This window comes from Methylibium sp. Root1272 (genome assembly GCF_001425905.1).
Taxonomy (GTDB): domain Bacteria; phylum Pseudomonadota; class Gammaproteobacteria; order Burkholderiales; family Burkholderiaceae_C; genus Methylibium.
Genome location: NZ_LMDY01000012.1, coordinates 404,372 through 419,028, shown reverse-complemented (window position 1 = coordinate 419,028; position 14,657 = coordinate 404,372). Strand labels below are relative to the sequence as shown.

9 protein-coding genes, 1 tRNA gene and 1 pseudogene are annotated in these 14,657 nt (G+C 64.7%); 9 read left to right on the top strand and 2 right to left on the bottom strand.

All coding sequences use genetic code 11. The features are described 5' to 3' along the window. Positions 1 to 50: 50 nt before the first annotated feature. Positions 51 to 1,799 carry an HDOD domain-containing protein gene (locus ASC67_RS07765; RefSeq protein WP_082535883.1) on the bottom strand — a complete coding sequence of 583 codons (1,749 nt, stop codon included), beginning with the start codon at positions 1,797 to 1,799 and terminating at the stop codon, positions 51 to 53. 168 nt (positions 1,800 to 1,967) lie between these two features. Between ASC67_RS07765 and ASC67_RS07760 the strand changes: the two genes are divergently transcribed. The 3 genes from ASC67_RS07760 to ASC67_RS07750 all read left to right on the top strand — a co-directional run bounded on the left by ASC67_RS07760 (position 1,968) and on the right by ASC67_RS07750 (position 4,385). Next, entirely contained in the window at positions 1,968 to 2,837 is an 870-nt protein-coding gene (locus ASC67_RS07760) for an NAD(P)-dependent oxidoreductase (RefSeq protein WP_056317462.1), read from the top strand. 30 nt (positions 2,838 to 2,867) lie between these two features. Next, positions 2,868 to 2,943: transfer RNA gene (locus ASC67_RS07755), tRNA-Ala, on the top strand. 182 nt (positions 2,944 to 3,125) lie between these two features. Further along, positions 3,126 to 4,385: a phage integrase central domain-containing protein gene (locus ASC67_RS07750; protein ID WP_056317459.1), complete on the top strand. Its 1,260-nt coding sequence runs from the start codon at positions 3,126 to 3,128 to the stop codon at positions 4,383 to 4,385. Here the strand turns inward: ASC67_RS07750 and ASC67_RS20210 are convergent. Continuing rightward, a pseudogene (locus ASC67_RS20210) lies at positions 4,375 to 4,852 on the bottom strand (hypothetical protein); the annotation flags it as partial. The gene ASC67_RS07750 and the pseudogene ASC67_RS20210 overlap by 11 nt on opposite strands. Before the next feature lie 377 nt (positions 4,853 to 5,229). On the opposite strand from ASC67_RS20210, the gene ASC67_RS07745 reads away from it, so the two are divergent. From ASC67_RS07745 to ASC67_RS07720, 6 genes are all read left to right on the top strand, one after another. Beyond that, complete coding sequence (locus tag ASC67_RS07745) at positions 5,230 to 6,867, top strand: DUF1302 domain-containing protein (RefSeq protein WP_056317457.1); 1,638 nt, start codon at positions 5,230 to 5,232, stop codon at positions 6,865 to 6,867. A 378-nt stretch (positions 6,868 to 7,245) separates the two neighbouring features. After that, complete coding sequence (locus ASC67_RS07740) at positions 7,246 to 8,631, top strand: DUF1329 domain-containing protein (RefSeq protein ID WP_082535882.1); 1,386 nt, start codon at positions 7,246 to 7,248, stop codon at positions 8,629 to 8,631. A gap of 40 nt (positions 8,632 to 8,671) precedes the next feature. Further along, positions 8,672 to 9,805 carry a YCF48-related protein gene (locus ASC67_RS07735; RefSeq protein WP_082535881.1) on the top strand — a complete coding sequence of 378 codons (1,134 nt, stop codon included), beginning with the start codon at positions 8,672 to 8,674 and terminating at the stop codon, positions 9,803 to 9,805. Beyond that, a complete protein-coding gene (locus ASC67_RS07730; protein WP_056317450.1) occupies positions 9,802 to 12,207 on the top strand; it encodes an RND family transporter in 2,406 nt (801 codons plus the stop codon). The genes ASC67_RS07735 and ASC67_RS07730 overlap by 4 nt, the downstream gene beginning before the upstream one ends. A 192-nt stretch (positions 12,208 to 12,399) precedes the next feature. Then, the gene (locus ASC67_RS07725) at positions 12,400 to 13,578 is read left to right on the top strand and encodes a cytochrome P450 (protein WP_082535880.1); all 1,179 of its coding nucleotides are present in this window, start codon (positions 12,400 to 12,402) and stop codon (positions 13,576 to 13,578) included. An 11-nt stretch (positions 13,579 to 13,589) separates the two neighbouring features. Then, positions 13,590 to 14,546 carry a PDR/VanB family oxidoreductase gene (locus tag ASC67_RS07720; protein ID WP_056317443.1) on the top strand — a complete coding sequence of 319 codons (957 nt, stop codon included), beginning with the start codon at positions 13,590 to 13,592 and terminating at the stop codon, positions 14,544 to 14,546. Positions 14,547 to 14,657 lie beyond the last annotated feature (111 nt).

The window sequence follows — 14,657 nt, the reverse complement described above, 5'->3', positions numbered from 1 at the left end:
ACTGCCGCGAGGCGGCAATGGCGGCGGATCGACGAACGGCGCGCGCCGGCTCAGGCGGCTGCGTCCAGCGGCCGCAGCGCGGCATCGACCGAACGTTGTGCCTGCTGCACCGCGTTGAGCAGTTCGTTCTGGCCCAGCACCAGCGCGCGCGCATAGCGCTGGCTCACGCGCGCCAGCGCCGCTGCGCCTCCTCCGCCACGCGCCTCGCGCGAGGCCATCGCGGCCGCGGCCTCGACGGCCGCGCTGGCCAGCAGGCGCAGCGTGTCGGAGCGATGATCGGGCGCGCGCACCGGCGCCTCCAGCGACACACGCCGCATCGCGTGCAGCACCGTCTCGTCGAAGCCCCAGTGGCGCGCGACGGCCATCGCCAGCGCGTCGAGCTCCATACCGATCACGGCACAGGCCGCCGCCGACTCGGACATGCCGCGTGCGCCGCCCGGCTCGGGGTCGACCAGGCGGTGGATCTGTTCGGCTTCCTCGGGGAAGTGGTAGCGCACGAGCAGCGTGCCCAGGCTCTGCAGCAAGGCAAGCAGGAAGGCCTCTTCGCCGTCCATGTCGGCCGGGCACAGCGTGCGCGCCACGTGCGCCGCGACACGCGCCTCGCGCATGCTCGCTGCCAGTGCGTCGGCATTCGATGCGGACAACGCGCCCGGCCACGGGCGCAGGCCGTTGGCGACAGGCCGCAGGCCCTGCACGCCGAACAGCTGCACCGCACGCCGCACGGTGGTCACGCCACCGGCCGCGTGCGCGGCGAACTGGGCCGCGTTGACCTGGCGCAGCAGCTCGAAGGCCAGCGCCGGATCCTGGATGATCAGTTCCGCCATCTCGTCGATGCGCTGCTGCTCCATCGCGACCACCGTGGACACGCGGGCCAGCAGGCCGGGCAAGGCCGGCAGGTGGCCGACGCTGTGCAGGCGATCGAGCAAGAGGCCGAGCACACCGTCGCCGCCGGCCGCCTGCGCGTCCAGCCAGCCCTGCAGCGCCCGCTGCAGGCTGCGCGAGCCGAGGTAACGGCGCTGCGGTTCACGCTCGGTGGCGCGGTTGGCGATGGCGCGCAGCGCGTCGGGCACTGGCTGCGGCGTGGTCCAGCCCAGGCGCACGATCTCGCGGTCGAGCCGCGCCAGGGCCGTGGGGGGATCGGCCTCGTCGAGCGCCGGCTGTCCAGCGAGCAGCCGGTGCAGCAGCAACCCACAGGCCTGCAGGTCGCGCGCGCCGGCATCGCGCTGCGAACGCAAGGCGTCAGGATCGACGGCCAGCGCCGAGCCGCCGGCCGCGGCGGCCTGCGAAGCCGAGGCGTCGGCGCCGGGCAGCAGCAAGGCGCGGCCCTGCGGATCGATCAGCACGCTGTAGCCGCCCACGTCGCCATGCGCCAAGCCGGCCTCGTGCACGAAGGCCAGGCCCTGCAGCACGTCGCACAGCCATTGCGCAGCCTGAGCGGGCGACGGCAGTTCGCCGCCGGCCAGGTGGGCTTCGAGCGTCAGGCCGGCCAACGCCGGGCCGGCCAGGAAGGGCCAGCGTTCCTCGACGCCGACATCGACGATCGGCAGCAGTTGCGGATGGCTCAGGCGGGCCGCATGGCGCGCCCCGCGCAACCACGCCTCGAGCGCGGCCGCATCGGTCGGCTGCCGGCGCGGCAGGGTCAGATAGCGGTCGGCGCCGGCCGCGGGGTCGTGCGCCAGCCACACCATCGTGCGGCTGCTCTTGCCGAGCAGCTGCCGCAGCTCGAAACGACCGAGTCGCCGGCTCGTGGACGAGCCGGCCGGCAGGGTGCCAGGCGTGGTGATCGGGGCAGCGGGCATCGGGATGGACGAGTGTTCACGCGATTGGACCTCGGAGCGCGCCCTGCCGAAGCCGCGAACTGCGGGGTGCGGACGGGTCTATTCGCCGCGCCGGGCGGCCGCCGCGGCTCGACGACAGCGGCGCTTCCTATACTGGCCCGTCCCTTCCTTGCCTTGGAGTGTTCGCCGATGAAACTTGCCCTGCTGGGGACCGGACTGATGGGTGCGCCGATGACGCGCCGCCTCTGCGCGGCCGGCCTGGACGTGACCGTGTGGAACCGCACGCGCGCCAAGGCAGAGGCCCTGGTGCCGGACGGCGCGCGCGTGGCCGACACGCCGGATGCGGCGGTGCATGCGGCCGACCTGACGATCACGATGCTGGAACACGGCGACATCGTGGAAGACCTGCTGTTCGCCCACGGCGTGGCCGACGCGCTGCCGCGCGGCGCGCTGCTGGTGGACATGAGCTCCATCCGGCCGGCCCAGGCCCGCGCCCACGCCGCCGCATTGGCCGAGCGCGGCGTGGCGCATCTCGACGCCCCGGTCTCGGGCGGCACGGTGGGCGCCGAGGCCGGCACGCTGGCCATCATGGCCGGCGGCGACGCGGCCGACTTCGAGCGCGCGCGGCCGGCGTTCGCACCGCTCGGCCGTGCCACGCACGTGGGCCCGCACGGCGCGGGTCAGCTGGCGAAGCTGGCCAACCAGATGATCGTCGGCATCACCATCGGCGCCGTGGCCGAGGCCCTGCTGCTGGCCGAGCGCGGCGGCGCCGATCCGGCCAAGGTGCGCGAAGCCTTGCGCGGCGGCTTCGCCGACAGCCGCATCCTCGAGGTGCACGGCCAACGCATGGTCGAGCGCGATTTCGCCAAGCGCGCCGCGATCACCGTGCAGATCAAGGACCTGCGCAACGCACTGGCCACCGGCGCCGAACTCGGCTTCGACGCCCCGATCACGCAGCTCTTCGAGCAGCTCTACAGCAGCGCCGCCGCCCATGGCTGGCCAGACGCTGACCACGCCGGCCTCTGGCTGGAACTGGCCCGGCGCAACGGCATGAAATGAGCGGCGATCGGCTACAATCCTTTCCGTCGTGGGGGGGTAGCTCAGCTGGGAGAGCGTCGCGTTCGCAATGCGAAGGTCGGGAGTTCGATCCTCCTCCTCTCCACCATCCACATGTTCCAGGGCTTCCCGCGAAGTCCCAGGAAGCCCAAAAAGCCCTAGAGAATCAACGCTCTAGGGCTTTTTTCTTGTCCCGATCAGTCCCATGCAATCCCGAGCGACCGGGGTTCACATTGCAGGAACTTCCGCAGGAACCGGAAAATTGCGGCATCGAAGCCGAAAAGTTCCTGCATGGCTCAACACCTCATCCCGTCGACCGCCTCGATCAAGGCGGTCAAGCCTGGCGACCCGCGCAGCCGCCTGACCGACGGCGCAGGCTTGTACCTGCGGCTGTTCGTCAAGGGCGGATCCCACGGATGGCGCTTTGACTACAGTCTCAACGGGCGCCGGAACACCCTAAGCCTAGGAACCTTTCCGGACGTCGGACTGGCTCTCGCGCGCAAGAAGGCCGAGGAGGCCCGCAAACTGGTCAGCGCCGGCGGTGACCCGAGCGAGGTTCGCAAGGAAGCCCGCAGTGAAGCGGTGCAGCGCCGAGCAACTGCAGCACGCGCGGCGGCTGGCCTGCCACCCGAGAACTCCTTCGAGGCCGTCGCCCGCGAGTGGTACGAGAAGAACGCGACCGGTTGGGCGCCCTCGCACGCCAGCAAGATCATCCGGCGGCTCGAACTGGACGTCTTCCCTTGGATCGGCTCGAGAATGATCGACACGATCCGACCGACCGAGCTGCTCGCCTTGCTCAAGCGCGTCGAGGACCGCGGCGCGATCGAGACCACGCATCGGGTGCAACAGAACTGCGGACAGGTATTCCGCTATGCCGTCGCTACCGGCCGCGCCACGAGCGATCCGAGCCGCGACCTGCGCGGCGCCCTCACCCCGTGGAAGCCCGAGCACTACCCAACGCTGACCGAACCGCGACAGGTAGGTCAGTTGCTGCGCGACATCGAGTCCTACGACGGCGGCTTCATCACGAAGTGCGCGATGCGGCTGGCGCCCATGCTCTTCGTCCGTCCCGGCGAACTGCGCCGCGCCGAGTGGAGCGAGATCAACCTCGAAGCCGCGGAGTGGCGCATCCCGGCCGCCAAGATGAAGGGCCGGGTCATGCACATCGTGCCGCTGGCGACCCAGGCGCTGGCCATCCTCGAGGAACTCAAGCCACTGACCGGCAAGAGTCGATGGGTCTTCCCTGGCGTCCGGACCAACGGCGAGCCGATGAGCGAGAACACCATCAACGCCGCGCTACGGCGTCTGGGCTACGACCGCACCAAGCTCACGGCCCATGGCTTCCGCGGCATGGCCTCCACGATGCTCCACGAGTGCGGCTGGCCCTCCGATGTCATCGAGCGACAGCTGTCCCATGCTGAACGCAACGCCGTGAAAGCCGCCTACAACCACGCCGAGCACCTGCCCGCACGCCGCAAGATGATGCAGGCTTGGGCAGATCACCTGGATGCCCTGCGCCAAGGGGGCAGCGTGGTCGCGATCAGGGCCTGAAGTTGCCCCTGCGGTTGTATGCCCCAAGTCGGCCGCGCTTGTCCACAAGGCGCCGTCTATCGATCCATACAACCGCACGGCGGGACACAGATGCCAGGTTCGACGCGGAGTGGACGCGTCGCAGGCCCACAGCGCTCCCGTCGGCCAGGCACTCCGCGAACTTGGCGTTCGATGAAGTCCTTTTGGCGCCGACTGGCTTGTCGGCGATGAGTCGCTCGGCCATCAGTAGCCCGCAGGCTGCGACGCTCAGACTGGCGTGGAGGGGGCCATCCCAACCGCGGCCCTCGTAGTCCGAGCCCGAAGTCCTGCTTCAGGTCCTGGTAGTCACGCTCGATGCGCCAGCGCTGACGCGCGGCGCTGACCAGTTCGCTGATCGGTGTGTCCTCGAGCAGCGTAATCAGCACGTGCGTGCTCGGCTCGGCCTCGTGGGCCGGCCACTCGATCAGCAGCCATTCCAGTGGACGCAGCCGCACCTTGCCGGCATTGCCGCTGGCATGCTTCCGAATCCTTCATCTCGGGGCCACTCTTCCGAAGATCGGAAATGACATTTCATTTCCGACGCCTTTTTCTTCGCTCGGTGACAGATTAACTTCCTCGCCACTCGTCGCAGCTCGCGGCGGGGCGAGGAGACAAGCGCGGTGCTCGACATCAGCGACAACGACGTGAGTTCAGCCGCCTGCGCGGCCGGACGCTGAACCGGTCTTTGCTCGGCGCTCGGCGTGGTGAGACCCCTCGGTACGCGGCGACCACGTGCCGGACTGCCTCAACACGACAGACCAAGCTTTCGGCCAAACCAATCGCGTCGCTGCGACACCTGAGCAGACAACCACACGAGGAGAAGGACATGAATCATTTCAGCCCCGCCCGACGAGGCCTCAACCTTTGCGCGACCGCGGTCGCAGCTTGGCTTGCATGTGCTCCGGGTGCTCATGCGCTTGATCTGAGCCCGCCCGACAGCGACGTCAAGGTGCGCTGGGACAACACGTTCAAGTACAGCGCGGGGTTCCGCGTCAAGAACCGCTCGCCCGAGGTCATCGCGGCCTACAACCCGAACCTCGACGATGGGGATCAAAACTTTGACAAGGGACTAATCTCCAACCGCCTGGATCTTCTGTCCGAACTCGACGTCGTCTACAAGCGTGATCTGGGCCTGCGCATCAGTGCGGCCGCCTGGTACGACAGCGTGTACAACGGCGACAACGACAACCCCGGATTCGGCGGCGGTGCGGTGCCCAACCCGACGTCGGTTCCTCCGGGGGAGTTCACGCGCGCCACACGTGAACATCATGGACGCGACGTCGAGGTGCTCGACGCCTTCGTGTTTGGCAAGACGAACCTCGGCGACATGCAACTCACGGGCCGCCTCGGCCGACACACGCTGCTGTGGGGCGAAAGCTTGTTCTTCGGCGACAACGGCATTGCCGGCGGCCAAGCGCCGGTTGACCTCGTCAAGCTGCTGACGGTGCCCGGCTCGCAGTTCAAGGAGATCATCCGTCCGGTCGGGCAGGCTTCGACCCAGCTCCAGATTTCTCCCACGCTGTCGCTCGGTGCCTACGTCCAGTTCGAATGGGAACGCAGCCGCATACCCGCCTCGGGCAGCTACCTGTCGCGCGCCGACTTGCTCGACGTTGGCGGCGAACAGCTGTACCTGCCTCCTTTCCTGGGCGGTCCGGTGCCGCGCACGGGTGACATGGAGGCCAAGAACAGTGGCCAAGGCGGTGTGCAACTGCGCTGGCGCAGCGAGGAACTGGACACCGACTTCGGCTTCTACGCGATCCGCTTCCACGACAAGTTGGGAACGGTCGTTCTGCGACCTGGCCGCGATTACAACCTGGCGTTTCACGAGGGCACCAGGATGTTCGGCATGAGCGCTTCCAAGTCGATCGGGTCGTTCAACGTCGGCGCCGAAGTTTCGGTGCGGCGCAACGCCTCGCTCGTTGCGCACGGTGGCTTGGTCGTTGATGTCCCTGGCACCACCAACAACAGCAACGACCCTGCCTACCCGGTGGGAAACACCGCCCACGCCCAGGTGTCGGTGGTCCATGTGCTCGAGCGCACGTCGCTGTGGGACGGCGGCCTGTTGCTGGCTGAAGTGGCTTGGCATCGGCGCACCAGCGTCACCAAGAACGCCGCGGCGCTTGACCCCAATGCGACGCGCGACGCCACAGGTCTGCGCGTGCTGTTCATGCCGACGCTGTACCAGGCACTCCCTGGGGTAGATCTGACGATTCCGGTCGGACTTGGCTACAACCCGAAGGGCCGCTCGTCGGTGATCCCCTTGTTCAACGGTGGTTGGGACAAGAGCGGCGACTTCAGCATCGGTCTGAGCGCAGACGTGCAGCAGACCTGGAAGGCGGGCATCAACTACACGCACTACTTCGGCAAAGCTGGTGGGCTACTCGACGAAAACGCCAACTACAGCTTCCGCCAGTCGCTGAAGGACAGGAACTTCGTTTCGCTGTCGGTGCAGCGAACGTTCTGAATCCTGTAGCGCTCAAGCGTTACCCATTCATCGACCGGGTCAGTACTGCTCAGTCGTCTCGAAGCGGGACTTCATTGCAGCGATCGAGCACGCGGCCATCCTCGCGTGCAACGACTCGCGCACGGCGGGTCCTCGAGCGAATGTTGATTGACCAACAGATGGGGCCTGGTCGGGCTCGGGGCGCATCTTGAACGGGCGGGGAAGCGAGCGCGCTTCGATCAGATCACGAGCAACCGGCCTAGGCCGCCAAGGTTGGTGCCGGATGATTTTTCCTCAAGGCGGAACTGACATTTCAGTCCAAGGCCCTTTTTCTTCATCCTGTGGCGAACTACCTTTGGGGCAACGACGCAGCCGCAGACAACACCAGGAGACAACGCAATGCGTAAATCACCCAGCAGTTCCCTTACCAGCTCCCGGCGCGCCAGCTCATGGCTGTTTGTCGGGTTGCTCGTCGCGGGCGCGTCCGTGTTCGCAGCCGCCTCAGACGACGAGGCGGCCAAGCTCAAGACCTCATTGACTCCGCTCGGCGCCGAGAAGGCCGGCAACGCCGCCGGAACCATTCCGGCGTGGACAGGGGCGCCGACGGGTAGCCCTGGCGCGCTCGGGGTCAGGCGCGCCGACCCGTTCGCCGGCGAGAAGCCGCTGCTCTCGATCACGGCGCAGAACGTGGGGCAGTACGTCGACCGGCTGAACGACGGGCAGCAGGCGATGTTCAAGAAGTATCCGAACTACCGCATGGACGTCTACCCGACGCACCGCACGGCCATGGCGCCACAGTGGGTATACGACAACACGTTCAAGAACGCCACGCGCGCCAAAACCGCCAACAACGGCTATGCCGTCGAGAGCGCCTTCGGGGGCATTCCCTTTCCCATCCCGAAGTCAGGCACCGAGGTGATGTGGAACCACATGCTGCGGTGGCAGGGCGAAACCATGCACTCGCTGTTCCGCACCTACATCGTCACCAGCGACGGCAAACGGGTGCTCGCTTCCGATTCCGAGAAATGGGAGCAGTGGCCCTACTATTACAAGGACGGTTCACCCGAGCAGTTGCGCGGCAAGGGCCAATGGGCCTACCTGCGTCTGACCACGCACGGCCCCGCACAGAAGGCCGGAGAGGCGCTTATCCTGGTCGATAACCTCGATCCCACGACGGGACGGCCATCCTGGCAGTACCTCACCGGCCAACGTCGTGTGCGCAAGTTGCCCAACGCGACCTACGACACGCCCTCGTTCGTGACCTCGGGTGTCTCCAACTTCGACGAGATCTTCATCTTCTCGGGTCCTATGGACCGCTACAACTGGAAGATCGTCGGCAAGCAGGAGATGTTCATCCCCTACAACAACAACAGGCTCCTGCTGGCAGCCAAGGACGACCAGGTGCTGTCCGAGCGCTTCGTCAATCCGGACCTGATGCGCTGGGAACTGCACCGCGTCTGGGTCGTCGAGGCAACTGTCGCCGATGGCAAGCGGCATGTGATGACCAAACGTCGCTTCTATTTTGACGAGGATAGCTGGCAGTCGATGCTGGCTGACGGCTGGGACGCGAAGGGTCAGCTGTGGCGCACGTTCTGGTACGTCAATGTGGTCGCACCCGACCTTCCTGGCGTTCTGTCGGGACCTTTCGGCCACTACAACCTGCAGACGGGTGACTGGATTGCCAACGACATCACCAACGAGGTGTCGCACGCATCGAAGTTCATTCCCCGGCTATCCGACAGCTTCTTCACGGGAGACGCACTGGCCGGCGAAGGTGTGCGCTGAAACGCTGCTCGGCGTATGCGCGCAGCTGTGAGGAGCGACCATGAACCAAGCAATCTTGCGTGACCCCACCCGTTGGCCGGCACGACTCGTCGTTGCGTGCGGCGTGATGGCAACCATCGCCGGCCTCTCTCCAGCGCTTGCCCAAACACCTCTGCAGGGAGGCTTCGCGCGCCCACTTGACGCGGAGGCGCGCATCGTGCGCCACCCGGAGCGCGCTGCGATCCTCGCGGTGGCGTCGGCCGGTTCGAGGCATGTCGCCGTCGGAGAGCGCGGCCTGATCCTGCTGTCCGATGACGACGGGCGTTCCTGGCGCCAGTCGAAGTCGCCCGTCAGCGTAACGCTGACGGACGTGACCTTCGTCGGTGAGCAACTCGGCTGGGCTGTAGGCCACAGCGGTATCGTGCTCCACACTGCAGACGGCGGCCAGAGCTGGATCAAGCAGGCCGATGGCGCGCAGCTGGCCCGCTTGGCGCTCGAGGAGGCCGATCGCCTGATCGCCGGCGGCTCGCCCGCTGGCGCCGCCGTCAAGCGCTCGTCTCAGGGGTTGGTCGATGACGGCCCGGACAAGCCTTTGCTCGGCGTCAGCTTCGGTTCGGCCACCGTCGGTGTCGTCGTCGGCGCTTACGGGCTGGCGTTCATGACTCGCGACGGCGGCAAGACCTGGCAGTCTCTATTGGGTCTCATCGACAATCCGACGGGCCAACATCTGAACGCCGTTGCTGTCAACGGCCGTACGACCCTCATCGCCGGCGAACAAGGGTTGGTACTGAAGTCGAACGACGGCCTCGGTACCTTCGAACGCCTGCCCTCGCCGTACAGAGGCAGTCTCTTCGCAGCCGCCTTGCTGCCGTCCGGCCATGCCGTCGTCGGCGGCATCAAAGGCAATCTCTTCGTCTCCGAGACCACTGACTCCCCATGGAAGAAGGTTGACCTTGCTGTGCCCTCTGCGGTGACAGCGATCTCAGGCGCGACCAATGGAGTGGCACTTGTCGCTACCCAGGCTGGAGTGGTTTACCGGCTCCTACCGGACCAGGGCATTGTGGAAACCGTCCCCTCAGTGAGACGGCCCATGATGACCGCGGTCAGCATGACAGCCAACGGAAGCTTCATCATCGGCAGCTTGTACGGCCTGGTGCGCTCGGCAAGCGGTGAACCGCAGAACAACAAACCATGAACGTAAGCCCGTCACCCGACATCGAGGACTTCGCGCGCGACGTCGCCAACTTTGATCCCCGCTCTGGATCACTGGTTGAGCAGCTGTTGTTCAACAACAGGCTGTGGGTGATGTTGTTCTGCGTCGCGGTCACGGTCATGCTCACTTGGCAGCTCGGTGGCCTGCGCATGAACGCCAGCTTCGACAAGATGCTGCCGTCCAAGCACCCGTATGTGCTCAACTTCCTGGCCAATCGCAGTGAGCTGTCAGGTTCGGGCAATCAAGTACGAATCGCTGTGCGAGCGGCCACGGGGACGATCTTCGAGGCCTCTCACTTGGAGACGCTGCGCAAGATCAGCGACGAGGTCTACTTGCTGCCCGGGGTTGACCGCTCTCGGATGAAGTCCCTGTGGACGCCCACCATGCGCTGGCTCGCCGTGACCGAAGAAGGCCTCGAAGGTGGTCCGGTGATGCCCGACGACTACGACGGTTCGGAAGCCAGCCTTGTTGCCTTGAAGGCCAACCTCGAACGCAGTGGCGAGATCGGTCAGACCGTCGCATCTGATTTTCATTCGAGCGTGATCGTCGTGCCACTGCTGTCCGTTGATGCCCAAGGCAAGCCGCTTGACTACACAGTTCTGTCGCAGCAACTAGAGGACATTCGCACCCGCTACAGCAGCCCCGCGATCGAACTGCACATCACCGGCTTCGCCAAGGTCGTCGGCGACCTGATCGACAGCTTGCGCCAGATCCTGGGCTTCTTCGTCGTCGCGCTGATGCTGGCTGCAGCCATGCTCTACGCCTATACGCGTTGTGTGCGAAGCACCCTGCTGGTGGTCAGCTGCTCGCTGGTTGCAGTCGTCTGGCAACTCGGGCTGCTGCCTTTGCTCAACTACGAACTCAACCCCTACACCATCCTGGTTCCCTTCCTGGTGTTCGCTATCGGCATGAGCCACGGCGCACAGAAGATGAACGGCATCATGCAGGACATCGGTCGCGGAGCCAGTCGGCTCGTCGCCGCACGGTTCACCTTCCGCCGTTTGTTCTTGGCCGGACTGACTGCTTTGCTGTGCGACGCGGTCGGCTTCGCGGTTCTGAGCGTGATCCACATCCCGGTGATCCAGGATCTGGCGATCATCGCGAGCATCGGCGTGGCCGTACTGGTGTTCACCAACCTGATTCTGCTGCCCATCTTGTTGAGCTACATCGGCGTGTCGCAGCGCGCGGCTGCGCGCAGCCTCAAGGACGAGAGCAGCGAGGTCAAGCACCCGATGTGGGTCTTCCTTGATCGCTTTACAACCCGACGCTGGGCCGCGACGACAGTGATCGTTTCGGCAATCCTCGGGGTCGCGGGGTTCCTTGTGAGCCTGCAGTTGAAGATTGGCGATCTCGACCCCGGCGCCCCTGAGCTGCGTCCCGACTCGCGCTACAACCGCGATGCGGCCTTCATGACTGCCAACTACGGCGCAAGCAGCGACGTCTTCGTTGTCATCGGCCGCACCGCCGACAGCCAGTGCGCGCGCTATGACATGCAGCGGCGTATGGACGCACTGGAATGGGAGTTGCGGCAACTCGACGGTGTGGAGAGCACCGCGTCGCTGGCCAGCCTCAGCCGGCAGATATTCGTCTTCATGAACGAAGGCAACCCCAAGTGGTACGAACTTCTGCCGACTCAGAGCATGCTCAATTCGGTCACGAACCAAGTGCCTCCCGAGCTGTTCAACAGCGGCTGCAACACGCTGTCGCTGATGATCTACCTAAAGGATCACAAGGCCGACACGCTGCAGGCAGTGGTTGACAAGGTCGAGGCCTTCGCCGCGACCAACAGCACCGACGAGGGGCAGTTCCTGCTGGCTGCAGGTAGCGCTGGCTTGGAGGCCGCGACCAACATCGTCGTCAAACAAGCCAGCCGCGAGATGCTGTTCTGGGTCTATGGCGCTGTCGTGCTGCTGTGCCTGGTTACCTTCCGCTCATGGCGCGCGGTCATCTGCGCGGTGTTGCCGCTGGTGCTGACCACCATCCTTTGCGAGGCGTTGATGACGATGCTGGGCATTGGCGTCAAAGTTGCCACGCTACCCGTCATTGCCTTGGGGGTGGGCATCGGTATCGACTACGCCCTTTACGTAATGGCTGTGATGTTGGCGCAGTTGCGTCAGGGCGCGACACTGTCTGAGGCCTACTACAAGGCGCTGCTGTTCACCGGCAAGGTTGTGATGCTGACAGGTTTCACACTGGCGGCGGGCGTGGCAACCTGGGCGCTGTCGCCGATCAAGTTTCAAGCTGACATGGGCATCCTGCTGTCGTTCATGTTTCTCTGGAACATGGTCGGGGCGCTCGTGTTGTTGCCCGGTCTGTCGTACTTTCTGCTCTCGCCCAAGCGCCCGGAGCCGCAAAGCGCGACTCTGGCGCCTCAGGCCGCATAGACAGTATTTCCGAGCGCCACATGGGTACCCACTCGATTCCCTGGTTCATGGCTCCGCCTGGGCTACCCCACTCATTGCGCACGCGACCAGCCAGGCCGTGCAGCCTATCCAAGAACCAGACCTACCGCTTGTTGCTGACGTCAACTACTTCCTGATCCGGACCTGCCGGGGACGTCCAAACCTGGAGACATCATGAAACCACTCGGAATCCCAAGCCTCGACATAGACCTTTTCTCAGAATCCGTGCTGAAGGATCCTTATCCAACGTACCGAATGCTCCGCGATGCTGGCCCTGTCGTGTGGATCGAACAGCTGCAGATGGTCTGTTGCGCTCGCTATGCCGAAGTTCGACAAGTGCTCGACGACCACGGTACTTTCATTTCCAGTCAAGGTGTCGGCTTCAACGACTTTCTGAACAACGCCTTTGCCGGCACGATCATTCAGAGCGATCAGCCGGACCATACAGCGCTGCGAGCGGCCGTCGGTGAGAAATTGACACCGCAGGCCATGCGCGACCTCCAAGGCCATGTGCAATCGCAGGCCAACAGCCTGATCACATCGCTGAAGATGCGGCGCACCTTTGATGGCATGCGAGATCTGGCGCGGGTCTTCCCCCTGACCATCGTCGCTGAGTTGATTGGCATCCCGCAGGACGGTCGCGACAGGCTACTGGACTGGGGTCACGCCAGCTTCAACGTGATGGGGCCAGCGAACGAGCGGTATCAGCGATCGCTTCCGGTGTTCGGCGAATGCTTCGAGTACATCGAGTGGTTGGATAAGGATCCGAGTCGCCTACGCGAGGGCAGCCTGGGCGCCGCGCTGTACGACGCGGCGGAGCGCGGCGTGATCCGACGGGACCAGTGTCCACGGCTGTTGGCGGCTTATCTTGTAGCTGGGATCGACACCACGATCAGCTCGATTGCCAGCGCCGTCCGGCTGCTGGGACAGAACGTGGACCAGTGGCAGGCTCTGAGGGCCGAGCCGGTGTTGGTCGCGCGCGCTTACAACGAGGTGCTTCGCATCGAGTCTCCGGTGCAAGCCTTCAAGCGCGTAACCAGCCGGGACACCGAACTGTCCGGCGTCACGTTGCCTGCAGGCTCCAGCGTGGCGGTCCTGTACGCATCGGCGAACCGCGACGAGCGAAAGTTCACGAATCCCGATCGCTTCGACATCAAGAGGCACTCGGCGGAGCACGTCGCCTTCGGCCACGGACTGCATGTTTGCGCAGGCCAGGCGCTGGCGCGACTCGAGGCCACCGCACTGTTGACTGCGATCGCAACGCAGGTCGAGCGCATTGAGGTTGGTCAACACTCCATGCATATCACGAACACTGTACGCAGTCTCGACACGCTCGAGGTCACGTTCCACTGAGCGCTGAAGTCATGAACACTCTGAGCGTCAAAGTAACCAGGAAAGTCGAGGAAGCCGAAGGCATTGCAAGCTTTGAACTGACCTCGGCTTCAGGCACGCCGCTGCCACCGTTCTCGGCTGGCTCGCACATCGACGTCCACGTCAGGGACGGTATCGTGCGCCAGTATTCTCTGTGTAACGATCCGACCGAGCAGCATCGCTATTTGATCGCTGTGCTGCGTGATCCGTCTTCTCGTGGTGGATCGGAAGCGATGCACGATGAAGTGGCGGAAGGAGCTATTCTCCAAATCTCTGAACCGCGCAACCACTTTCCTTTGTCGCCTTCTGCTCGCACGCTGCTGCTTGCTGGTGGAATAGGCGTAACGCCGCTTCTGTGCATGGCCGAGCGGCTCGCGCAGATCGGCGCAACGTTCACGATGCACTATTGCACGCGCTCGTCGCAGCGCACGGCATTCCGCGAACGCATCGCGCAATCTCAGTTTGCTGATCGAGTGGATTTTCACTTCGACGATGGCCCTGCAGATCAGAAGCTAGACCTCTCAAATGTGCTCGGTGCGCCCACGTCCGACGTGAACGTCTACATCTGCGGGCCTACGGGCTTTATCGAGCACGTCTTGAAATCCGCCAAGGCGCTAGGTTGGCCAGACTCGCAGTTGCACCTGGAATACTTTGGCGCCAAACCCATAGACACGTCCCATGACGAAGACTTCGAGGTCAAGGTGGCCAGCACAGGCAGGTGCTACAAGGTACCTGCCGACAAGAGCGTTGCAGCGGTTTTGATCGAGAATGGCATCGACATTCCTCTGTCATGCGAGCAAGGGGTGTGCGGCACCTGCATCACCCGCATTCTTGACGGTCAGCCGGATCACCGTGACATGTACTTCACCAGCGATGAGAAGGCGAAGAACGATCAGTTCACGCCGTGTTGCTCACGGTCGAAGGGCAAGCTGCTGGTCCTGGACATTTGAGAGCGTTCGCAGCGACGACGGATCTCCGGGACGCCACCCCCTTCTGCGGACGGCGTCCAGGATGGCCAGTGGCTGCTCCTCATTGCGTATGAAGCGGCGACGGGATAGAGA